The organism is Ruminococcus sp. D54t1_190329_F1, from assembly GCF_015551645.1.
GTDB classification, from domain to species: Bacteria; Bacillota; Clostridia; order Lachnospirales; family Lachnospiraceae; genus Blautia_A; species Blautia_A faecis.
The window spans coordinates 1-21654 of sequence record NZ_JADNDC010000048.1 but is presented as its reverse complement, the minus strand read 5'-3'; the positions used below and the strand labels follow the sequence as shown (position 1 = coordinate 21654).

Below are 21654 nucleotides of genomic sequence, written 5' to 3'. Positions count from 1 at the left end.
AATCCTCATTTCTTTCATGGCTTTTTCTTCTGCCCTATTATACATTATCTTGTTAAAATTGCAATGTCATCTTTCGACAATTCTCTCCCCTGTTTTTCCCAATTTTTCTACAACATAATTGTAAAACTGTGTTCTGGATATTCCTTTTTTCCACATTGCGGCTGTTCAGAACACGATTTTTTCCACCTGCCAGCTGCCGTTTTCCACGGTCATAACTGCCATGGTCACATCTCCCCCAAAGCGGCTTCTGCCGCAGCTTCCAGGATTCAGCCACAGCCTTCCGTCAATTTCTTTTGCAAAATACTGATGACTGTGTCCAAAAATCACTACCTGAGTATCCCCTAACTCCCAGGCAACATCTTTCCTGTCATGAACCATAAAGAATTTCACATTTCCCACTGTAAAGTTCAGACTTCTTCGCAAATTCTGTGCCCAGCATCCATCATTGTTTCCTCGCACTACATATAAAGCGCCCAATAATCTTATAGCATCCAGAATCTCCGGTCTGTCCACATCTCCAGCATGAAAAATGCAGTCACAGGACTGTAATATGTCCAGAACTTCTGTCCGTAAAAGACCATGAGTATCTGAAATAATCCCAATTTTAATTTTCTTATTTTCTGCCATTTCACCGTTCCTTATACCACATTCATCTATATTTTTTTCTAAAAGACACCCAGCCTTTTCCTCAAAACAGACAGATTTTCCCATACTCGCCGTCAAATCCAGGTTTACAGATAACTTCTCTGTTTCTAAGCTTCTGAATGCCTAAAGCAATCATGCGACTACTTTTTTTCTCAATATCCGCAATGGGAATTTCCCTTAAAATATCAAATTCATTTCCCAGTTTCTGAAGCATCTTTTCATATTCACCAGTGACTGTTTTGGTGGTTACAGCCTTTCCAACACAGGCAGAAATTACCTCAGGAAGAGGTACAATGCTCTCAAAAGGTCTGGCATTTTTTCTCACAAACCCATTTTCTCTATCAGCCAGATCCATAATTCTGTGATTCACTCCCATAGTCAGTTTTTTCCCGCATACAGGACATATTCCATGATACTTTTCTGCTTCTTCCGGACTCAGACAGATGTGACATTTTCTGTGTCCGTCATAGTGATATTTTCCCTCTTCTGGGAAAAATTCCAGTGTTCCAAGAAGACCTTTTCCATATTGGACAGCACCATAAAGTCCCTGATAGGACAATTCAATGTCCAGTAAGTTAGCCTCTCTTCCAAGCTTTGATGGAGAATGTGCATCTGAGTTTGAGATCAGCTGAAGTCCATCAAGTGTAGATAAACGCCAGTTCATAGGTGGATCTGAAGATAATCCCGTCTCCACAGCATGAACATATGAAGTAAGATCTTCAAAACATTCTTCCATGGTATCAAACCCTGAGGCGGCACCAAAAAGTCCGAAGTGGGGAGTCCAGATATGTGCCGGAACCAGCATTCCATCGGCACAGTTTTCCAGTAAAATTTCCAGAAGATCGTGACAATCAAGTCCCAGCATTGGCCTTCCGTCTGAGTGAATATTTCCAATCTTTTCCAGTCTCCCAGCTATTTTATCTGCTTCTTCAAGGCCGGATAAAAGAAGTACATTATGCACCTTGCGGCACTTTCCATTCTTCTTATAGATAGAACTGATCTCCCCTGTAATTACGAAACGGGGAGCTCCCCCAGGAAGCATTTTCGCCTCTTCCAGCACATATTCATCTCTTAACCGATACAGTCCACTTTCTGCCGGAACCAGCTTTTCTTTCAGTTCCTCCCGCCAGGCAGGATGGGTAAAATCACCGGTTCCCACTAAAGAAATTCCTTTTTTTCTTGCCCACAGATCCAGATATTCCGGGGTTCCAAGCTTGCTTGTTGCCATGGAATATCTGGAATGAATGTGAAGATCTGCGATTATTTCCACTTAATCAACTCCATTTCAGTCATTTATATTTTGATCTGCAACTGCTCAAAATTCTCAAAACTATAGAAAAAAATGCTTTCCAATGTGTTCTTTTTATTTCTTTTTATACCAGTTTGTAATCCATTTTCCTGCCGCTGTCAGGTTCTTTGAGTACCATTTTCCTGTATTACTGCAGCCAGATTTTATAAATGCAGAGCTTTCTGCTTTATTTGACAGGCTCCATGCCATATAGCTGATATTGTTTTTATCCAGGAAAGTCAGCCACTTTTTCGCTTCAGCTTTATCAAGTCCACCATTTCCAGAAGCATCACAGATACTAAACTCGGATACAAATAACGGCAGTCCTTTATCAAGGGCAGCCTGTGCTTTATTTCTCAGCCATTCCTTATGTGTTGCTGCATAAAAGTGCAGGGTGTACATTACGTTTTTCCTGTATTTCTTACTAACCTGGGAAAGCGCAGCCTGATCTACATCCTGTGACCAGTTGGGCGTTCCTACCAGAATCACAGCTTTTTTGTCATAGGTGCGGATACCTTTTATAATCTTTTCAGCGTATTTTTTTATTGTACTCCAGGATGTTCCTCCATTTGGCTCATTGCAGATTTCGTAGATTACATTGGTATTATTTTTGTATTTTTTTGCCATTTTTTTGAAAAACTTCAAAGCTTCTTTCTGATTTTGCTGAGGGTTTCCATCACTTAAAATATGCCAGTCAATGATCACATACAGACCTGCATTTGTGGCGTATTTTACACCGTTATCAATACACGCTTCCAGCTTACGCCGATTGGATGCATCCCCGGTACAATAGCCGTTATATTCAGCAGTATACATGGCAAGACGCACTGCATTTACCTTCCAGTTTTTCTTCATAAAAGTAAATGCACTTTGATTTACATACTCCGGATACCAGGACAGACCATGGGTGCTGATACCTCTAAGCTGTACTTTTTTTCCACTGCTGTTTACAAGCTGTGTGCCTTTTACCTGTAATCTGGGAAGCTTAGACGCAGCCGATATTGGTACACAGAATGCACATAAAAATACGATTGCAATAAGCAAACCGAACCATTTTTTTCCTTTTTTTTCCATTAAAGACCCTCCTCCATTAATCTCCAGCCGTTGTCTTTCAGCCACTTTTGTCTTTCCTGGTAATCTGGAAGGATCTTCTCAACTTCTTTCCAGAATGCCTTGGAATGGTTCATTTCCATGCGGTGGCAAAGCTCATGGACCACCACATAATCCAGCACCTCAGGCGGTGCCAGAATTAACAGCCAGTTAAAATTCAGATTCCCATTTGCGGCACAGCTTCCCCATCTTGTTTTCTGTTGACGCAGGTTAATTTTCCCATAGCTTACCCCCAGCTTTTCTGCATAATATGCCACTCGCCTTGGAATTACCACGCAGGCTTTATTCTGCAGATGCTGTCTTTCCAAGGCAGACAGCTTTTGTACGTTCTTTTTCTGTGCATCTCTTTTCTGGATTTTTTCCAGATTTTTCAGGATCCATTCTTGTTTTTCTTCCACAAATTTTTGAATTTTTGTTTCGGAAAGACGGAGAGGCGCGCGTACAACAACACTGCCATCAGCCTTAATTTCCAGGCTCATGGTTTTGCGGCTGCTGCGGATGATCTGGTAGGAAATCTGAGGGCTCAGCATAGGATTTTCTCCATGTAAGCGTTCATCTGCTGCTCCAGTATTTCCATCTTTTCCCTGGTGTCTTTATCCTTATATTCCAACCGCTTTATAATTCTGGAAATATAATTCTTTTCTTTCATGATCTGCCATGTTTCCTTAAAATTCAGGTCATAATACTGCGCTACATAGGACATCCAGTAATCTACGGATGTAATCCGGTCAGGAGATGAAACTGCCTCTTTTCTCAGGCAGGATTCCCATACCTTTGGAGATATTTTGCCTTCTCCGGCATACTCTTGAGGGACACCGATCATAGCCTCCACAGAATCCAGCAGCTTCACTCTGCAATTGTCCAGCTTGTCTGCATCGCGGATCATTTTTGCGTGGAAAAGAGTTCTTTCGTCCTGAATTCCTTCCAGCCTGAAATCACTGTGTCTGGCAATTGCCACGCGAATGAGCTCATCATAGCTTCGGTCTTCTATGAATCTTCTGATCATCGGATTTTCCCCCTCAAATAACAATTGTACACCGAATGCAGCGTGATCCATAGTGTCTGGTGAAAAGCTGTTATAAAGACGAAGCTGTTGGAATCTTCCAATATCGTGAAGCAGGGCAATAAGCTCTGCAAGCTGCTGGTCTTCCTCATTCAAGTGCATTCTGTGACCAATTTCACGAGCACTTTTTACCACCCCATATGTGTGAATGATTTTTAATTTTATCTTTTCATCTTCTCTGTCATATCCGTTTAAATACTCCTCAAAAACGCCTCTTGCATGTTTAAAATCTATCTTCAAAATGTCTCCCTTTCTGCTATATCTTTTGCACATCCAGAGCGAATATTAAGCAACCGCTTTTGTCAATGTGCAGATACTGAACAGCAGCTCTTTTAATCCTTATTATAAACCACCTGGTTTTCTTTTCCAATAAAAGCGTCAGATTTTCGAAAATTTCTACAGACTTGCGAAGGTTTGACGCATAACGTATAATACAAGACAATGATAACATATATTAATTATAAGCAAACAAATTTCGCTATTGTTTACATTTCGTTAAGGTTCACTGGTAACGTTCCGCGAGGCGTTTTTGTGAACAAAGTTCATAGATAACACAATTCTGCATGCTTCGTGAAGCTTGTGGATAATACTCATTTTCAGGGAGGATGCCATGGCAGATAAAATACCTGATATTTCACCAAACGTAGACGAAACCATGAAGGAGCTTGAAACCCATGGTTCTTTTGAGCTGCCAGTAGAAACTTATACAGATAATTGTGAGATTTTCCGCTCCTTATACAACCACTGGCATAAAGAAATGGAGATCATCTGTATTGACAAGGGAAACGGGCTTGCAAGGCTTAACCGGGAAACACTGCGTCTGAAAGAGGGAGATCTTCTCATTGTCAACAGCGGTGTTCTGCATGGAATCAAGTCAGATTCCAGACATATTTTATATTACAGAAGCGTGGTGTTTGACCTTAGCTTTCTGGCGGGTCCTGCAGGGGATCTCTGTCAGGAAAAAGTAATCTCCCTGCTTATGGAGAACCGTGCAGAATTCACCCATCTGATCACTCCTGCCAATGAAAATTATAATAATATTTTCCATCTTTTCTGCGAGATCCATAAATGCCACAAGGAAAAACCGCCCTTCTATTATATGAAGCTGAAAGGACTTTTCTATGGGCTTTTTTATGAAATGCTGGCAGGAAATTATATCATTACTACAGATGCCGAACAGAACAGGAATCTTTTATCTGTAAAAAAGGTCCTGGACTATATCAGTGCCCATTACCGTGAGCCTCTGTCTGTAAAGGAACTGTCCGGTCTTTCCAATTACAGTGAATTCTATTTTATGAAGCTGTTCAAACAGTATACCGGAAAAACAGCAGCAGCCTACCTGAATGACTACAGACTTGAAAAGGCAAAGTCCCTGCTTTTGCATACAGATGTATCTGTGACGGACATTGCTCTGGATGTAGGTTTTAACAATACCAGTTATTTTATAAAAAAATTTCAGGAAGCCAATCAGCTGTCCCCTCACAAATTCCGCAAAAAAATGTCATAACAGAACAGTTTTGTTGTATTTTTCTAAGAGATGCATATGCTAATATAACACCATCGAACAAAGGTGATGTCCACGGCATCAGGCATACCGGTGGATTTCAGACGAGCATCATTCACACGCTCTCGAAAGGAGAAAATAATTATGAAAGCTTTAGAAACTATGATCCAGAACATGTTCCACAAAGACTGCGCAGCATGTACCGACCAGGAAGTATACGAAGCACTTCTGACCTATACAAAAGAGCAGTTAGCTGCAAAAGGCTATCACGATGGCAAGAAAAAAATTTACTATATTTCTGCCGAATTTCTCATTGGTAAACTTCTTTCCAACAATCTGATCAATCTTGGAATCTACGATGAGGTTGCAGAATTTCTGAAAAAAAATGGCAAATCTCTTGCAGAAATTGAGTCCGTTGAGCCAGAACCATCTCTTGGAAATGGTGGTCTTGGACGTCTGGCTGCATGTTTTCTGGATTCTATTGCAACACTTGGACTTCCTGGAGAAGGTATTGGTCTGAATTACCATCTTGGACTTTTCAAACAGGTTTTTGAAGACAATCTTCAGCATGAAGTACCGAATCCATGGATCACTCCTGATTCCTGGCTGACTGCTACAGACGTAACTTATATGGTTCCTTTCAGAGGTTTTTCCCTGAAATCTACCATGTATAGTATTGATGTTGCAGGCTATGAAAACAAAGCAATCCACCTTAACCTTTTTGACATTGATCTGGCAGATGAGTCCATGGTTCATGATGGAATTACCTTTAACAAAAAGGATATTCTCCACAATCTGACACTGTTCCTGTATCCGGATGACAGTGATGAAGATGGACGTAAACTTCGTGTTTACCAGCAGTATTTCATGGTCAGCAATGCCGCTCAGCTGATTCTGGATGAGGCAGTTTCCAAGGGAAGCAATCTTCATGATCTGGCTGATTATGCTGTCGTTCAGATCAACGACACTCACCCAAGTATGATCATTCCTGAGTTCATCCGCCTTCTTGGTGAGCGTGGAATTGACTTTGATGAAGCTACTGAAATCGTTTCCCATGTATGTGCATATACCAATCATACAATTCTGGCTGAGGCACTTGAAAAATGGCCAATCCATTATCTGGAAGACATTGTTCCACAGCTGGTTCCGATCATCCGCAAGCTGGATGAAAAAGTAAAAGCCAAATATCCGGCTGAAAATCTTGCTATTATTGACAGCAATAATCTGGTTCATATGGCACATATGGACATTCATTATGGCTTCTCAATCAATGGTGTTGCAGCCCTTCATACAGAGATTCTGAAGAACTCCGAGCTGCATCAGTTTTATGAAATTTATCCTGAAAAATTCAATAATAAGACCAATGGTATTACTTTCCGCCGCTGGTTAATGTATTGCAACCAGCCACTGACCAAGTTTATTTCTTCACTTATTGGAGAGGGTTATAAGAAAGATGCCGATGAACTGAAGAAGCTTCTGGCTTACAAAGATGACCAGAAGGTTCTGGATCAGCTGCTTGAGATCAAGACAAATGCAAAGAAGCTCTGCAAGGATTTTGTTCTGGAAAATACTGGCATCGAGATTGATGAAAACAGTGTTTTTGATATCCAGATCAAGAGACTTCATGAGTATAAACGTCAGCAGTTAAATGCTCTTTATATTATTTATAAGTATCTGGAAATCAAAGACGGAAAGAAACCGGAAAGACCGATTACTTTCATCTTTGGTGCAAAAGCAGCTCCTGCTTATTACATTGCAAAAGATATCATTCATCTGCTTCTGACTCTGGAAACCTTGATTCAGAATGATCCGGACGTAGCACCTTATATGAAGCTTGTTATGGTGGAAAACTACAATGTAAGTGCTGCTGAAAAACTGATCCCTGCCTGCGATATTTCCGAGCAGATTTCCCTGGCTTCCAAGGAGGCAAGCGGTACCGGAAACATGAAGTTTATGCTGAATGGTGCTATTACTCTTGGTACTATGGACGGAGCAAATGTTGAGATCAGTGATCTGGTTGGCAAGGATAATATTTATATCTTTGGTGAGTCCAGTGATGAAATTATCAAGCATTATGAGAAGATGGATTACAATTCCAGAGCAATTTATGAGGGAGATGCTGATATTAAAAAGTATGTAGATTTTATTGTCAGCGAGCCGATGCTGAAGCTTGGTAAAGAGGAACATCTGAGAAACTTCTATAACGAGCTTTTGAATAAAGACTGGTTTATGACTTTGCTGGATCTCAAAGATTATATTAAAGTTAAAGATCAGGTATTTGCGGATTATGAAGACCGCAGCAGCTGGGCAAAGAAAATGCTCGTAAATATCGGAGAAGCCGGATTCTTCTCTTCTGACAGAACCATTGAGCAGTATAATAAAGATATCTGGCATTTAAACTAAAAAAGTCCATCCCGTGGCAGTATATATAGCTGTCGCGGGATTTTTTTTAACAATATTCACATTTTCACTCTGAAGTACTACTTTTTTTCTGTTACTGTCTGCAGAGTCAACAGTGATTTTTTCCCATTACTGGTCACTCCGTGACCAGTAACTTTTTCCTAAGTTCATACAAAATAGCGCAGCATAAACTTGCAAAATCGAAGATTTCCAATTACAATGAATACATCATTCATGAAAGGATTTTACAAAATGACAAAGGAAGAACTCGCTCTTGAAGTGATAGATCGATTAAAGAAAGAATACCCCCTGGCAGATTGCACTCTTGATTACGATGAAGCCTGGAAACTGTTGGTAAGTGTACGGCTGGCAGCACAGTGTACCGATGCCAGAGTCAATGTTGTAGTGCAGGATCTGTATGCCAGATATCCGGATGTAGCCGCACTTGCAGCTGCTGCTCCTGAGGAAATTGAAGCGATTGTAAAGCCTTGCGGACTGGGAAAAAGTAAAGCCAGAGACATCAGCGCATGCATGAAAATCCTGCATGAAAAATACCATGACAATGTTCCATGTGACTTTGACGCTCTTCTCGCCCTCCCCGGTGTAGGACGCAAAAGTGCCAATCTGATCATGGGCGATGTATTCGGTAAACCAGCTATTGTCACTGATACACACTGCATTCGTCTCACCAACCGGATTGGCCTTGTGGATGGAATCAAGGATCCTAAGAAAGTTGAAATGGCACTGTGGAAAATCATTCCGCCGGAAGAGGGAAATGACTTCTGTCACCGCCTGGTAAACCACGGACGGGAAGTCTGTACTGCCAGAACCAGGCCTTATTGCGACAGATGCTGTCTCGCTGATATCTGCGCAAAAAACGGAGTAGACTAAAGCAAAGGCTTTCTGCAGGATATGCAGGTTTTAAAGCTCCCTATAAAAAGGAAGCATTTTCGCCCGGATATTTTCTCGAAAATGCTTCCTTTTACGGTTATTCTCCCACACTTCTTCTCAACGCAAACATAAAAATCTTCTCAAATCCCACACTCACTGCAATAATGACAATTGTCCATGCAAACAGGTCTGGTGTCTCCAGATACACCTTGGCTTTGTATAATTTTTCACCGATGGAACCAGCAGGAATGCCGATTACTTCAGCCGCAATCCCCGCTTTCCAACAGAGACCAAGTCCCAGTTTACAGGCAGTAACTGCATATGGCATAACCTGGGAAAGATAGATAAATTGTAATTTTTTTCCCACTCCCGCTCCAAAGGAATCTGCCATCTCCAGAAGCTGTTTGTCCGTCTGCCTGATTCCTTCCAGAATATTTGTATATACCACTGGAAAAACCATGAGAAACGAAATAAAAACGGATAAGTTTCTGGATGGGATCCAAATCAGGCACAGAATGATAAAAGAAGCAACTGGCGTAGCTTTTATCACCATGATCAATGGCTCCATCAGCACTTCCACAGCAAAAAAAGCAGAAGAAAGCGCCGCCAGAACCGTTCCCAGGATCAAAGCCAGAGAAAATCCCAGTATAATCCTTACGAAACTGAACACCACAGATTTCCAGAAATCTCCCATTACAATCAATTCGGTAAGTCTCTTTATAACAGAAACAGGAGATGCCAGAAGGATCTCCTGTTTCAGATACATACTGGTCAGCTGCCATACCATGATCCATACGGAAGCTGCCAAAATTTTATAAAATATCCGATATTTTTTTGCCTTATCAGCGTTTATAATAGAAGTCCTCATCTGGTAACTGACCTCCGATTGTTTCCGGATTCTGCTCATTTAGTGTGTTCAGATAGCCGGAAAGAATGGTCTGCATTTCGTCGCCCTCCATGAATACAATACTGCATTCCGGAATGGCTTTTGCTGCAACTTCTGCCGGAATAATATCATGGTTTCCAATGATCTGGGCAGCTGCTTCTGTATCAGAATTTACAAATTCTACAGAGTCCTTATATGCATCCATAAACGCATCAATATCTGCTTCATGCTCTTTCAGATAATCATTTCTGGCAATTACAACACCTGTTACCAGCCTGCTTTCATCTGTTGCAGAAGACTCCCAAAGCTCATTCAGGTCAAGGGCCACACGAAGGTTCTCATTCTTCATAAGTGCAGTGGTTACAAAAGGCTGTGGAAGAAGTCCAACTGCTGTCTGGTCTTCTGCAAGCGCTGCTACAACCTCTGCATGCTCAGACTTGTACTCAATGGTCACATCCTTCTCCGGATCCAGTCCATTAGACTTCAGAACAGAGTTTAACGCATACTCCGGAGTCGCACCTTTACCGCTGGCATAGATCGTTTTTCCCTTTAAATCATCTACAGACTGGATGGAATCACCATTCTCCACCAGGTAAAGAACACCAAGAGTATTTACTGCCAGAACGCTGACGTTTTTATCTGTTTTCTGATATAAAACGGAGGCTAAATTGGATGGAACAGCTGCTACATCTACCTGTCCCTGAACGATCATTGGAACAATTTCATCTGGAGATGCAGCAAGGGAAAACTCATAATTTTCATCGTCCAGAAGCTGTGCCATTCCCATTGCAGTAGGTCCCTTCAAGGCTCCAATTTTCATTACAGAACTGTCTGAATCCGTCTCATCAGCTGGCTCTTCTGATGCCTCATCTGCCGCTTCAGTTTCTTCATTCTGTTCTTCTGCCAATACAATATTTGCGCTTCCAATACCTCCAGCCATTGTTCCAACACCAAGTGCAACGGCCATAAACCATGATAATGCTCTTCTCTTCATAGAATGTCCTTTCCGGATCTTTACCTGATCCCTTCAGTTCGTAATAGAAACTATACTGCTGCAGCAGTCAGATATTTGTCTCTTGGATTTATAGTCAAACTATATGCGTCATAATCATTATCCAAATCAAAACATGGAATTCAGGAAAAAGAGAAATTCAGTTTCGTCACAGTCAAAATAATCCGGTTCTACCCATATCATGCTTTATACTGCCTGAAAAAAAGGGTCAGGCTGTCCAGTGCCTTGGCAAGGACAAGAGCTTCCTTCTCGTCCAGTACATCAAGCACTGCGTCTGTCATTTTGCGGTGAAATTCCGCATGGTGATGATATGCCTTTCTCCCTTTCAGGGTGAGATGGATAAATACCACACGGCGATCCTGCTCACTTCGCTCCCTTGTGGCGTATCCCTTTTTTACAAGGCTGTTCATGGAAGTAGTCAGGGAACCTACGGTGATATTCAGTTTGGCCGCAATGTCGGACATTTTGTTCCCGCCAAGGCCTACAGCTTCAATAATATGCATATCATTATTCGTGATATCCTTATATTCTTCCGTAATGATCGCCTGCTCTTCCAGCTCCATAATCTCGTTGAACAGATGTACCAGTACATCATTAATAACTTCCCTGTTCTCCACTCTTTTCTCTCCTATAATGTGACAACATTATTTTCTATAAAACATTCAAGCAAATATTTACGGTAAGTATATCACAATTTGATATGTTTTTCTACAATTTTACAAATTTCGAAAACGCTTATAGCGCTTATTCAGTAATTTTTCCGGATCAAGCATCTGATAAGTTTCCAGGAATTCTTCTATTCTGTTTTTCAACTCTTCCATGGTATCTGCCATATTTTCTCTGGTAAGAGGTTGATTCTCAGGGATTACCTGCTCAATAATTCCAAGGTCCTTCAGATCTGCGGCTGTCAGCTTCATTACTTCTGCGGCTTCCTTTGCCCGTGTGCTGTCTTTCCACAAAATAGATGCAAAGCCTTCTGGAGAAAGAATTGAATAAATGGAATTCTCCATCATCCAGACCTGATCACCTACTGCAAGAGCAAGGGCCCCACCGCTGCCGCCTTCTCCAATTACAATAGAAAGCACCGGAACTTTAAGGCTGGAGAGCTCATACAGATTTCGGGCAATTGCCTCTCCCTGGCCCCGTTCTTCCGCCTCCAGTCCACAGAATGCCCCAGGTGTGTCCACAAGGCAGATCACTGGTCTGTGGAACTTTTCTGCCTGCTTCATAAGGCGCAGGGATTTTCGGTAACCTTCCGGAGAAACCATGCCAAAATTATGGGTAATATTCTCTTTTGTACCATTTCCTTTTTCCTGGGCAATCACCGTTACAGGCTTTCCTGCAAGGTATGCAATACCGCCAACCAGAGCCGGATCATCGCCAAAAAGTCTGTCTCCATGAAGCTCTGTAAAGTAATCGAACAGCCAGGGAAGATAATCTTTTCCTGTTGGACGTTCTTTGCTTCGTGCAAGAGAAACATGCTCCCAGGCGGATTTTTTTGCTGTGATTTTCGTTGTAAAATCCACATTTGATTTGCTGTTTACAGACATGCCGACAGCTGAATCAGATTTTTTTGCAGAAATATTCTCTGCATTTTCCTGCCCTTCCAGACTTTCCATGCTGTCATTTTTACAGTGCATTTTCAAGAGTCTGGCCAGTGTTTCTTTCATGTTCTTTCGTTCTACAATCTGATCAATAAATCCATGTTCCAACAGAAATTCTGAACTCTGAAAGCCTTTAGGAAGCTTCTGCCGGATCGTTTGTTCTATCACTCTAGGACCTGCAAAACCAATCAATGCACCTGGTTCTGCCAGGATAATATCTCCCAACATGGCAAAGCTTGCTGTCACACCACCGGTAGTTGGATTCGTAAGGACACTGATATAAAGAAGCCCGGAATCGCTGTGTCTTTTTAAAGCTGCTGAAGTCTTTGCCATCTGCATCAGGGATACAATTCCTTCCTGCATTCTGGCACCTCCTGAGCAGGCAAAAAGCACTACAGGCAGCCGTTCCTGTGTTGCCCTTTCCACTGCTCTTGCAATTTTTTCTCCCACATTTTCTCCCATACTGGCCATGAGAAAACGGCTGTCACACACTCCAAGCACTACAGATATTCCGCCTATTTTTGCCTTTCCTGTGACAATTGCTTCGTCCAGATTTGTCTTTTCCTGAAGCTTTTTTACCTTCTCTTCGTACCCTTTATAGGACAAAGGATTACTTATTGGCATTACCTTATCCCACTCTTCAAAGGTTCCTTCATCTGCCAGCATTTCGATTCTTCTCCTTGCATGAACACGGAAATAATTACCGCAATGCGGACAGATATAGGCATTCTTTTTCACCTCATCTACAAATACAGCGGCCTTGCAGGCATTACATTTCTTCAGCATACCATCCGGCACTTCTGGTTTCAGTTCTTTATCTGCACCTGCAGCTTTGTTTGCAATTGTACGTTTAAAGGCATATCTAAGCTTCATTTACCTTCACTCCTCCGATCTGATGACTCTCCAAAAAGCCGATATCAAATACCCCTTTCTGATAGTCCGGATCGTTCATAATTTCAAACTGATAGTCTATATTTGTATCAACACCCTGAATGATCATTTCTCCCAGAGCGCTTTTCATTTTTGCAATTGCTTCCTCACGGTTATTGCCGTGTACGATCAGCTTTGCAAGCATGGAATCATAATACGGTGGAATCTGATAACCACTGTAAATTCCTGTATCTACCCGGATTCCCTGGCCTCCGGGAAGATGAAGATCTGTGATTGTTCCAGGTGACGGGCGAAAATTTTTCCATGGATTTTCGGCATTAATACGACATTCTATGGCATGTCCCTGAATATGAATATCTTTCTGGCAAAAAGGCAGAGCTTCCCCGGAAGCAATCCTTAACTGCTCCTTTACCAAATCCAGACCGGTAACCCATTCTGTTACAGGATGCTCAACCTGAATACGGGTATTCATTTCCATAAAATAAAATTTTCCTGTCTTTTCAAGGAGAAATTCAATAGTTCCGGCATTTACATAATGTGCTGCTTTCGCCGCTTTTACTGCTGCAATTCCCATCTCTTTCCGCAGCTCTTCTGACACTGCCATAGAAGGAGATTCTTCAATCATTTTCTGATGATTTCGCTGAATCGAACAGTCCCTTTCTCCAAGATGTACTACATTTCCATGACAGTCTGCGAGGATCTGAAATTCAATATGTCTGGGATGTTCCACAAAATGTTCGATATACATGGTTCCATCTCCAAATGCGATCTGAGATTCCTTCTGAGCTGTAAGAAATGCCAGTTCAAAGTCCTCCGGAGAGAAGGCAGTTCTCATACCTTTTCCGCCGCCTCCAAGAGCTGCTTTTATGATAACCGGATAGCCGATCCGATTGGCCTCTCTTGCTCCTGTTTCCACATCCAGAATAGCTTTTGTAGTGCCAGGGATTACAGGAACTCCTGCTGCTTCCATGGTATTTCTGGCAATCTGTTTGTTTCCCAGATTCTGGATTACCTGTGATGGAGGTCCCACAAAAGTGATGCCGCACTGCTCACAAATCTGGGCAAACCTGGCATTTTCAGATAAGAAGCCAAAGCCAGGATGTATTGCATCTGCACCGGATACTATGGCGGCACTGATAATACTTTCCATATTCAGATAACTTTTAACAGAAGGTCCCGGTCCAATACAGATGGCTTCGTCTGCAAGCTGCGTATGCAGGCTTTCTTTGTCTGCCTCAGAATACACTGCAACTGCTTCTATTCCCATTTCCCGACATGCGCGGATGATCCTTACGGCAATTTCTCCGCGATTGGCAATTAATAACTTTCTGATCATAATTTCACCCTTCCGAGTATCATTATATATATCTATCTAACCTACCATAAAAGTAAGTTCTGCTTTTACTACAACCTTTCCATCCACAGTTGCCACAGCCTCTCCAACACCCATAGGCCCTTTCTGTTTCATGACTTTCATTTCCAGTTTTAGCTTATCTCCAGGCTGAACTTTTCCTTTAAACCTGCACTTATCAATACCACCAAAGTAAGCAATCCTGCCTTTGTTTTCCGGCTTGGAAAGAATCGCGACCGCACCTGTCTGTGCCAGTGCCTCCACGATCAGAACGCCTGGCATTACCGGCTCCTGGGGAAAATGTCCTTTAAAAAAATCCTCCCGGAATGTGACACATTTATAGCCAACAGCAAATTCTCCCGGTTCATAATCTTCGATGTAGTCAACCAAAAGGAACGGGTGACGATGAGGAAGAATTTCCTCAATTTGTTTTATATTTAAGTGATTCATATCTGCTCCTATTTCATTGAAAAACGAATGTATTTATCCTATTTTTGATAAAATGTTCTGCGTGTCAAAAGGGATTCTGACCTTTTAACATGGATATTATAAAATTTAGCTTCTGTCTATATCAACGGATTACAAATAGCGGCTGTCCATACTCTACAGGCTGACCGTTTTCAACCAGAATTTCTGCAACTTCTCCATCAAAATCGCTTTCAATATCGTTCATCAGCTTCATAGCTTCTACAATAGCAAGAATCTGTCCTTTTTTTACTATATCTCCCACTTTTACAAAGGTAGGAGCATCCTCAGATGGAGCTGCATAGAATGTTCCTACCAGAGGAGATTTCACAGTATTTCCTGTTGGTTCTCCGTTGGAAATCACTGTATCTGAAGCCTGTTTTTTCTCACTTGCAGAAAGTTCTTTATCCGCTATTTTTCTATCCGGAGCCTGTTCTGAAATGCTATATTTTTCTCCATATACGAAACCTTTTTCTCCTGTTTCAGCACCAGATAATATATTATTTTGCATGGTTCCAGGTATGATCACAGGTGCAATTTTATTATTTAAAGTCAGTTTCACTCCATCACTTTCATAGCAGAAAGACTCCAGATGAGAAGCTGATACATGGTCAACCAACTTTAATATCTGTTCAAATTCCATGATTTTTTCTCCTTATTTACAGCAATTTCTGCAGCAATTCATACTTTAAATGTAGCTGTTCAGTACCTTCAAAGTTACAGGCTTCGCAAACTGATATTACTCACTTTTACCTGTATTTTTTCATTAAAAGTACTGCGTTATGTCCACCAAATCCAAGAGAATTACTCATAGCATAATTTACTTCCTGCCGTGTTGGTCCGCCGATACAATAATCGAGATTCAACTCTTCTTCTGTCTCCTTTGTACCTACCGTCTGATGAATAAAACCTTCCTCAATGGACTTCACACAGACAACAGCTTCCACACCTCCGGCGGCTCCTAAAAGATGTCCGATCATAGATTTGGTAGAATTGATTTTTACCTTCTTTGCCGCATCTCCAAGTGCTGCTTTAATGGCTCTTGTCTCAAAGAGATCGTTGTGGTGTGTACCGGTTCCGTGCGCATTAATGTAGTCGATTTCTTCTGGCTGTACACCAGCTTCTTTCATGGCATCCGTCATAGCACGTGCCGCTCCGCTGCCGTCTTCAATCGGAGACGTAATGTGGTAGGCATCGGCAGTTGCGCCATATCCCACTACCTCAGCATAGATCTTCGCACCACGTGCTTTTGCATGCTCAAGTTCCTCCAGAACAACAACTCCGGCTCCTTCTCCAATTACGAAACCGCCTCTTTCTTTATCGAATGGAATGGATGCACGATATGGATCCTGACTGGTGCTAAGCGCGGTCAGATTCGTGAATCCAGCCACACCAACCGGGCTGATCGCACCTTCTGTTCCCCCTGCGATCATAACTTCTGCATCACCATACTGGATTGCACGAAATGCATCTCCGATACAATGTGTTCCAGACGCACAGGCAGTCACTACGTTGGTGCATTTGCCCCTTGCACCAAGAGCAATGGATACGTTTCCAGCGGCCATATTGCTGATCATTTTGGGAACAAGAAGAGGATCAACCTTTGAGGGTCCGCGCTGGATCAGTCTCTGATCTGCTGCCTCCATTGCCGGAAGGCTTCCAATTCCGGAACCCACGATCACCCCGACGCGGAAAGGATCTTCTTTTTCCATTTCAATTCCTGCATCTGCCATAGCTTCCTTTGATGCAGCCACTGCATACTGGGAAAACAACTCCATTCGTTTGGCAGCTTTAAAATCCATATAATCTTTTGCATTAAAATCTTTTACTTCAGCAGCAAGCTTCACCTTAAAATCTGCAGTATCAAATCTGGTAATTTCTCCGATTCCTATTTTGCCTGTTTTTACATTTTCCCAGAAGGTCTGCACATTATTTCCCACAGGTGTTACTGCTCCAAGTCCAGTCACCACTACACGTCTTTTACTCATAACATTCCTCCGTCTACGCATAAAACCTGCCCTGTAATATATCTGGCTTCCGGTGATGCCAGGAATGCTACCGCCTTGGCTACGTCCTCCGGTTCACCATAAGTTCCCATAGGGATATTCTTCAAGGTTTCTTCTTTTACCTTATCAGAAAGTACATCTGTCATGTCCGTTCTGATAAAGCCAGGAGCAACGGCATTTACGGTAATTCCTCTTGATGCAAGTTCCTTTGCTGCAGTCTTTGTGAGACCGATCACGCCTGCTTTTGAGGCTGCATAATTAGCCTGTCCGGGGTTTCCGCCGATGCCAACAATGGATGCCATATTTACAATGCGTCCGCTTTTCTGCTTCAACATCTGTCTGGCCACATGACGAATGCAGTTAAAAGTTCCTTTAAGATTTGTATCTATAACTCTGCAGAAATCATCCTCACTCATTGCCATCAGAAGCCCGTCTTTTGTAATTCCTGCGTTATTCACCAAGATATCTATCTGTCCATATTTTTTTACTGTTTCTTTGATAAAAGCACCGCAGGCATCAAAGTCAGATACGTTGCACTGACTGGTTTCAGCCGCACCTCCGGCAGCAATAATCTCAGCTTTCACTGCCTCCGCTTTTTCTTTTGAACCATTATAATTTATAACTACAAATGCTCCCTTAGCAGCAAGCTCAAGAGCAATCGCTCTTCCGATTCCACGGGAAGCACCTGTTACAACTGCAATCTTTTTTTCTGCATTCATTCCTTGTTTTACTCCTGTAAAGTCAGGTGAATATCATATTTTTCCAGCACGACAAACATTAACTTTTCCTTTGTTAACCACTTCTGAATTTCTCCGTATCGGCTGCTTCTGATAATACCTGTATTGTTTTAATTAACTGTTTTTGATCTTATTTTCTACTGTGTATAAGATCTGAAATCTGCTCAAGATCTTCCACATTCTGAATATTATAGGTCTTCATTTCCGGCGCTATTTTCTTCATAAAACCAGCCAGAGTCTTTCCAGGGCCAATCTCTACGAAGGTATCCACACCCTCCTGAATCATCTTTTCCACACTCTGCTGCCAGAGAACAGAGGAAAAAATCTGCCTTGCAAGAAGATCTTTTGTCTCTCTGATGTCTGTCACATACTGGGCAGTCACATTGGTCACATAAGGAATCTTCAGACCGGAAAATTCCACTTTTGACAGTTCTTTTTCCAGTTCTTTTCCTGCATTTTGAAGCAAAGAGGAATGAAAAGGGCCACTTACTGCAAGGGAAAGTACACGTCTTGCACCGGCTTCTTTCAGCTTCACAGAAGCTTCTTCTACAGCAGGTTTTGGTCCTGTGATAACAATCTGTCCAGGGCAGTTGTAATTGGCAATTTCAGCCTTTGTTCCTGCAATTGCGGTCTGGATCTTATCTGCATCAAGACCTATAACAGCTGCCATAGAGCCTTCTCCTGCCGGCACTGCGTGTTCCATAAGGATTCCTCTTTTTCGCACAGTTACTATGGCATCTTTCACACTCATTCCACCTGAAACAGCAATGGCACAGTACTCTCCAAGGCTTAATCCGGCAGTTATATCCGGATGAAGCCCACACTCCTCTACCACTTTTTCCATTGCAAGACAGGTGGTTACCAGTGCTGCCTGCGTATATTCTGTAAGGTTTAATCTGTCATTTTTTTCAAAGCAAAGAGCTTTCATATCCAGAGAAAGCCATTGACTTGCCTGGTCAAAAACCTGTCTGGCAGAAGGATACTTTTCATAAAAATCCTGTCCCATTCCAGCCTTCTGTGCTCCCTGTCCAGGGAAAAGAAATGCGATCTTACTCATAAATTCCAGTTCCTTTCAACAACGCATCCGTCTCTTTTACCAGCTTTCTGATCAGTTCCTGACAGCTCATCTGCTCCTTCACAAGTCCTGCACTCTGACCAGCCATAACGCTTCCCATTTTCACATCTCCGTCTACAACAGCACGGCGCAGGCTGCCAAGCGTCATCTGCTCCAGTTCCTCAAACGGAACTCCTTCTGCCTCTTTTTTCAAGTATTCTTTTGTCATCTGATTGCGGAGAGCACGTACCGGATGACCGGTGGAACGACCGGTTACCTTTGTATCAATGTCCTTTGCTTTCAGTATCATATCTTTGTAATTCTGATGTGCCCAGCACTCTGTGGTTGCCACAAAATGAGTTCCCATCTGAACGGCTTTTGCACCAAGCATGAAGGCTGCTGCAATCCCTCTTCCGTCTGCGATTCCACCAGCTGCAATAACCGGAATGTTCACTGCATCTACGACCTGAGGCACCAGAACCATTGTGGTTGTCTCACCGATATGGCCGCCGGATTCACATCCTTCTGCCACTACGGCATCCGCTCCGCATCGCTCCATTCTCTTTGCGTGAGCCACAGAAGCAATAACCGGAATGATCTTTACTCCTGCTTCTTTCCACATTTTCATGTATTTCTCAGGGTTTCCTGCACCAGTTGTAACCACTGGAACTTTTTCTTCCACAATTACCTGTGCAATCTCATCTGCATATGGACTCATCAGCATAATATTCACACCAAAAGGTTTATCGGTGAGTTTTTTCACCTCCCGTACCTGCTGTCGAACCCAGTCTGCAGGAGCGCTTGCGGCTCCAATCAGCCCAAGCCCGCCAGCTGCTGAAACAGCTGCTGCCAGATGATATTCTGCCACCCAGGCCATGCCGCCCTGAATGATCGGGTATTCAATTCCAAGTAATTCCGTAACTTCTGTTTTCATGAAATTCTCCATTCTGTAATTCCGTTATACCATGCCCACCTATGGCAAATACATGCCGGAATCATCCTGTAAACAACTTATATTTCTTGACATTCCGGCTTATTATTTATGTATACTGCCAAAGCCTGAATACAAAATTTCCAAATTACTGGCGACTCTGAAGATAGCTTTCCACATCACCGATGGTCTTAATATTCTCAAGATCTTCAGTAGGAATCTCTACCTCAAACTCTTCCTCCAGTGCCATTACCATCTCAAAAAGATCAAGGGAATCTGCTCCGAGATCTTCTTTGAAAGATGTTTCTGCTGTCATTGTACTTACGTCTGCTCCTAATGAATCTGCTGCGATTTCTTTGATTTTTTCTAACATTTTTTTGTTCTCCTTATTTTGTTTTTTAGATTTTCAAATCCATTTTTCAACTTTTTATGATTCAAAGCTTTACATGGTTGCTGTTCACTTTATATGACCAGAGTGTGTTTGAAAAAGACATTCTGCAAAATATACTGTAAAATAGGGCGCGCAGATTGCGGAAATGATTTTCAAAACGCTCTCTAACAACCTGTATTTATCAGCCTGAATTACCTGATTTCCAGAGCAAAGCAGCTTTTTTATCTGCTATAGTTTTATTTTTCAAAGCCCTGATACACATTTTTACCACTGAAGCAGGCTGGCTCCATAGGTAAGTCCACCGCCAAATCCTGAAAGGATAATCCAGTCTCCTGAATTTAATCTGCCTTTTTTATTCCACTCATCCAGGAGAAGCGGAATGCTTGCGGAGGATGTATTTCCCAGATTTTCTATATTCATCGGATACTTTTCCAAAGGTTCGTTCATGTGTTTTGACACTGAAGCAACGATTCTTTTATTCGCCTGATGAAGCATGTAAAAGCGGATTTCTTCTTTTGTTTTTCCTGCTTTTTCCAAAACCTCCATAATCACTTCCGGAACTTTGGAAACTGCAAATTTGAATACTTCTTTTCCATCCATCTGCATGTAAGTTGAAGAAATATCTGCGTCTTTTTCTATAAATTGCTGCTGATTGCGGCTGACACAGGTAAGGGCTTCGCCTTTACTTCCAATAGAATGAACAGCCTGGGTATAGACTGCATTTTCTTCCGCTTCCAGCACCACCGCACCGGCGCCATCGCCAAACAATACGCAGGTACTTCTGTCCTTCCAGTTTGTAAGATGGGAAAGAGTTTCAGAACCAATTACCAATGCCCTGCGATAAATCTGCTGTCCCAGATAGGCCTGGGCTGTATTCAACGCCAACAGAAATCCTGTGCATGCACCGTTCAGATCAAAGCAGGCTGCGTTCACTGCACCGATCAGTTTCTGCACTTCGCATGCAGCACACGGCATGATTCTTTCAGATGACATGGTAGACACCAGGAGCAAATCAATCTTTTCCGGTCGCATTCCTGCATCTGAAAGAGCTTCCTCAGCCGCACGAGCTGCCATATAAGCAACGGTCTCTCCACCGCTTGCAATGTGTCTCTGACCGATTCCGGTTCGCCCACGAATCCACTCATCACTTGTATCCATCATGTGGGACAGTTTGTCATTGTCCCACACCTGAACCGGCCTGTAGGAACCGGTTCCCTTTATTTTTCCAACCATAACACCCTCCAGGTATGTTGTGTAGTTCTTATTTTTAATTTAAAATAGTTTGATTATCAAAGTATATCACATTTTTGGACTTTGTCAATAAAAAAATACTGTCAAAACCAAAACTTATGAACCATTTATGATAATGTCCTAATATACCATAAAGGAAAATGTCCCAATGTAGTATAATGCTTCCATCAACAG

20 protein-coding genes and 1 pseudogene are annotated in these 21654 nt (G+C 42.3%); 3 read left to right on the top strand and 18 right to left on the bottom strand.

Going from position 1 to position 21654, the window contains the following annotated elements; translation table 11 throughout:
• Positions 1-165 precede the first annotated feature (165 nt).
• From I2D69_RS17320 to I2D69_RS17300, 5 genes and pseudogenes are all read right to left on the bottom strand, one after another.
• A complete protein-coding gene (locus I2D69_RS17320; protein ID WP_173734986.1) occupies positions 166-627 on the bottom strand; it encodes a metallophosphoesterase family protein in 462 nt (153 codons plus the stop codon).
• Positions 628-691: 64 nt separating this feature from the next.
• Positions 692-1873 (bottom strand): annotated as a pseudogene (locus I2D69_RS17315) (endonuclease Q family protein); the annotation flags it as partial.
• 135 nt (positions 1874-2008) lie between these two features.
• Positions 2009-3007, bottom strand: a complete 999-nt coding sequence (locus I2D69_RS17310) for a glycoside hydrolase family 5 protein (RefSeq protein ID WP_195380299.1) — start codon at positions 3005-3007, stop codon at positions 2009-2011.
• Positions 3007-3573, bottom strand: coding sequence for a SprT family zinc-dependent metalloprotease (locus I2D69_RS17305; protein ID WP_243243848.1), 567 nt, complete (start codon positions 3571-3573; stop codon positions 3007-3009). The genes I2D69_RS17310 and I2D69_RS17305 overlap by 1 nt, the downstream gene beginning before the upstream one ends.
• The gene (locus tag I2D69_RS17300; RefSeq protein WP_347708400.1) at positions 3567-4346 is read right to left on the bottom strand and encodes an HD domain-containing protein; all 780 of its coding nucleotides are present in this window, start codon (positions 4344-4346) and stop codon (positions 3567-3569) included. Before I2D69_RS17300 ends, I2D69_RS17305 begins: the two co-directional genes overlap by 7 nt.
• A gap of 370 nt (positions 4347-4716) precedes the next feature.
• Here I2D69_RS17300 and I2D69_RS17295 point away from each other — a divergent pair, with 370 nt between their 5' ends.
• The 3 genes from I2D69_RS17295 (at position 4717) to nth (ending at position 8901) form a co-directional block, all read left to right on the top strand.
• On the top strand, positions 4717-5613 hold the full coding sequence (locus tag I2D69_RS17295; protein WP_243243847.1) for an AraC family transcriptional regulator: 897 nt from the start codon (positions 4717-4719) through the stop codon (positions 5611-5613).
• Positions 5614-5754: 141 nt separating this feature from the next.
• Entirely contained in the window at positions 5755-8013 is a 2259-nt protein-coding gene (locus I2D69_RS17290) for a glycogen/starch/alpha-glucan phosphorylase (protein WP_195380297.1), read from the top strand.
• A 249-nt stretch (positions 8014-8262) separates the two neighbouring features.
• Positions 8263-8901, top strand: a complete 639-nt coding sequence (nth, locus tag I2D69_RS17285) for an endonuclease III (protein ID WP_173715838.1) — start codon at positions 8263-8265, stop codon at positions 8899-8901.
• A 97-nt stretch (positions 8902-8998) separates the two neighbouring features.
• Here the strand turns inward: nth and I2D69_RS17280 are convergent, their stop codons facing one another.
• From I2D69_RS17280 to I2D69_RS17220, 13 genes are all read right to left on the bottom strand, one after another.
• Positions 8999-9769, bottom strand: a complete 771-nt coding sequence (locus tag I2D69_RS17280; protein WP_173715837.1) for an ABC transporter permease subunit — start codon at positions 9767-9769, stop codon at positions 8999-9001.
• Positions 9744-10781 (bottom strand): ABC transporter substrate-binding protein, encoded by a 1038-nt coding sequence (locus I2D69_RS17275; RefSeq protein WP_173715836.1) that lies wholly within the window; start codon positions 10779-10781, stop codon positions 9744-9746. Before I2D69_RS17275 ends, I2D69_RS17280 begins: the two co-directional genes overlap by 26 nt.
• A gap of 197 nt (positions 10782-10978) precedes the next feature.
• Positions 10979-11416, bottom strand: coding sequence for a MarR family transcriptional regulator (locus I2D69_RS17270; RefSeq protein ID WP_330382748.1), 438 nt, complete (start codon positions 11414-11416; stop codon positions 10979-10981).
• A 99-nt stretch (positions 11417-11515) separates the two neighbouring features.
• Positions 11516-13276: an acetyl-CoA carboxylase carboxyltransferase subunit alpha gene (locus I2D69_RS17265; protein WP_195380296.1), complete on the bottom strand. Its 1761-nt coding sequence runs from the start codon at positions 13274-13276 to the stop codon at positions 11516-11518.
• The gene (locus I2D69_RS17260; protein ID WP_173715834.1) at positions 13266-14630 is read right to left on the bottom strand and encodes an acetyl-CoA carboxylase biotin carboxylase subunit; all 1365 of its coding nucleotides are present in this window, start codon (positions 14628-14630) and stop codon (positions 13266-13268) included. The genes I2D69_RS17265 and I2D69_RS17260 overlap by 11 nt, the downstream gene beginning before the upstream one ends.
• A 36-nt stretch (positions 14631-14666) precedes the next feature.
• Positions 14667-15095: a 3-hydroxyacyl-ACP dehydratase FabZ gene (fabZ, locus tag I2D69_RS17255; RefSeq protein ID WP_118578791.1), complete on the bottom strand. Its 429-nt coding sequence runs from the start codon at positions 15093-15095 to the stop codon at positions 14667-14669.
• Positions 15096-15216: 121 nt separating this feature from the next.
• A complete protein-coding gene (accB, locus tag I2D69_RS17250; protein ID WP_173715832.1) occupies positions 15217-15753 on the bottom strand; it encodes an acetyl-CoA carboxylase biotin carboxyl carrier protein in 537 nt (178 codons plus the stop codon).
• A gap of 106 nt (positions 15754-15859) precedes the next feature.
• A complete protein-coding gene (fabF, locus tag I2D69_RS17245; protein ID WP_173715831.1) occupies positions 15860-17098 on the bottom strand; it encodes a beta-ketoacyl-ACP synthase II in 1239 nt (412 codons plus the stop codon).
• On the bottom strand, positions 17095-17835 hold the full coding sequence (gene fabG / locus I2D69_RS17240) for a 3-oxoacyl-[acyl-carrier-protein] reductase (RefSeq protein ID WP_173715830.1): 741 nt from the start codon (positions 17833-17835) through the stop codon (positions 17095-17097). The genes fabF and fabG overlap by 4 nt, the downstream gene beginning before the upstream one ends.
• Positions 17836-17983: 148 nt before the next feature.
• Positions 17984-18910 carry an ACP S-malonyltransferase gene (gene fabD / locus I2D69_RS17235; protein ID WP_195380295.1) on the bottom strand — a complete coding sequence of 309 codons (927 nt, stop codon included), beginning with the start codon at positions 18908-18910 and terminating at the stop codon, positions 17984-17986.
• On the bottom strand, positions 18903-19841 hold the full coding sequence (fabK, locus tag I2D69_RS17230) for an enoyl-[acyl-carrier-protein] reductase FabK (protein ID WP_118578783.1): 939 nt from the start codon (positions 19839-19841) through the stop codon (positions 18903-18905). The genes fabD and fabK overlap by 8 nt, the downstream gene beginning before the upstream one ends.
• 145 nt (positions 19842-19986) lie before the next feature.
• Entirely contained in the window at positions 19987-20211 is a 225-nt protein-coding gene (gene acpP, locus I2D69_RS17225; RefSeq protein WP_118578781.1) for an acyl carrier protein, read from the bottom strand.
• 282 nt (positions 20212-20493) lie between these two features.
• Positions 20494-21462 carry a beta-ketoacyl-ACP synthase III gene (locus tag I2D69_RS17220; protein WP_195380294.1) on the bottom strand — a complete coding sequence of 323 codons (969 nt, stop codon included), beginning with the start codon at positions 21460-21462 and terminating at the stop codon, positions 20494-20496.
• Positions 21463-21654 lie beyond the last annotated feature (192 nt).

What these genes read in the sequence shown, in the direction of transcription:
- I2D69_RS17320 (WP_173734986.1), bottom strand. Translation starts at nt 627, where the DNA reads ATGGCAGAAAATAAGAAAATTAAAATTGGGATTATTTCAGATACTCAT.
- I2D69_RS17310 (WP_195380299.1), bottom strand. Translation starts at nt 3,007, where the DNA reads ATGGAAAAAAAAGGAAAAAAATGGTTCGGTTTGCTTATTGCAATCGTA.
- I2D69_RS17305 (WP_243243848.1), bottom strand. Translation starts at nt 3,573, where the DNA reads ATGCTGAGCCCTCAGATTTCCTACCAGATCATCCGCAGCAGCCGCAAA.
- I2D69_RS17295 (WP_243243847.1), top strand. Translation starts at nt 4,717, where the DNA reads ATGGCAGATAAAATACCTGATATTTCACCAAACGTAGACGAAACCATG.
- I2D69_RS17290 (WP_195380297.1), top strand. Translation starts at nt 5,755, where the DNA reads ATGAAAGCTTTAGAAACTATGATCCAGAACATGTTCCACAAAGACTGC.
- nth (WP_173715838.1), top strand. Translation starts at nt 8,263, where the DNA reads ATGACAAAGGAAGAACTCGCTCTTGAAGTGATAGATCGATTAAAGAAA.
- I2D69_RS17280 (WP_173715837.1), bottom strand. Translation starts at nt 9,769, where the DNA reads ATGAGGACTTCTATTATAAACGCTGATAAGGCAAAAAAATATCGGATA.
- I2D69_RS17275 (WP_173715836.1), bottom strand. Translation starts at nt 10,781, where the DNA reads ATGAAGAGAAGAGCATTATCATGGTTTATGGCCGTTGCACTTGGTGTT.
- I2D69_RS17265 (WP_195380296.1), bottom strand. Translation starts at nt 13,276, where the DNA reads ATGAAGCTTAGATATGCCTTTAAACGTACAATTGCAAACAAAGCTGCA.
- I2D69_RS17260 (WP_173715834.1), bottom strand. Translation starts at nt 14,630, where the DNA reads ATGATCAGAAAGTTATTAATTGCCAATCGCGGAGAAATTGCCGTAAGG.
- fabZ (WP_118578791.1), bottom strand. Translation starts at nt 15,095, where the DNA reads ATGAATCACTTAAATATAAAACAAATTGAGGAAATTCTTCCTCATCGT.
- accB (WP_173715832.1), bottom strand. Translation starts at nt 15,753, where the DNA reads ATGGAATTTGAACAGATATTAAAGTTGGTTGACCATGTATCAGCTTCT.
- fabF (WP_173715831.1), bottom strand. Translation starts at nt 17,098, where the DNA reads ATGAGTAAAAGACGTGTAGTGGTGACTGGACTTGGAGCAGTAACACCT.
- fabG (WP_173715830.1), bottom strand. Translation starts at nt 17,835, where the DNA reads ATGAATGCAGAAAAAAAGATTGCAGTTGTAACAGGTGCTTCCCGTGGA.
- fabD (WP_195380295.1), bottom strand. Translation starts at nt 18,910, where the DNA reads ATGAGTAAGATCGCATTTCTTTTCCCTGGACAGGGAGCACAGAAGGCT.
- fabK (WP_118578783.1), bottom strand. Translation starts at nt 19,841, where the DNA reads ATGAAAACAGAAGTTACGGAATTACTTGGAATTGAATACCCGATCATT.
- acpP (WP_118578781.1), bottom strand. Translation starts at nt 20,211, where the DNA reads ATGTTAGAAAAAATCAAAGAAATCGCAGCAGATTCATTAGGAGCAGAC.
- I2D69_RS17220 (WP_195380294.1), bottom strand. Translation starts at nt 21,462, where the DNA reads ATGGTTGGAAAAATAAAGGGAACCGGTTCCTACAGGCCGGTTCAGGTG.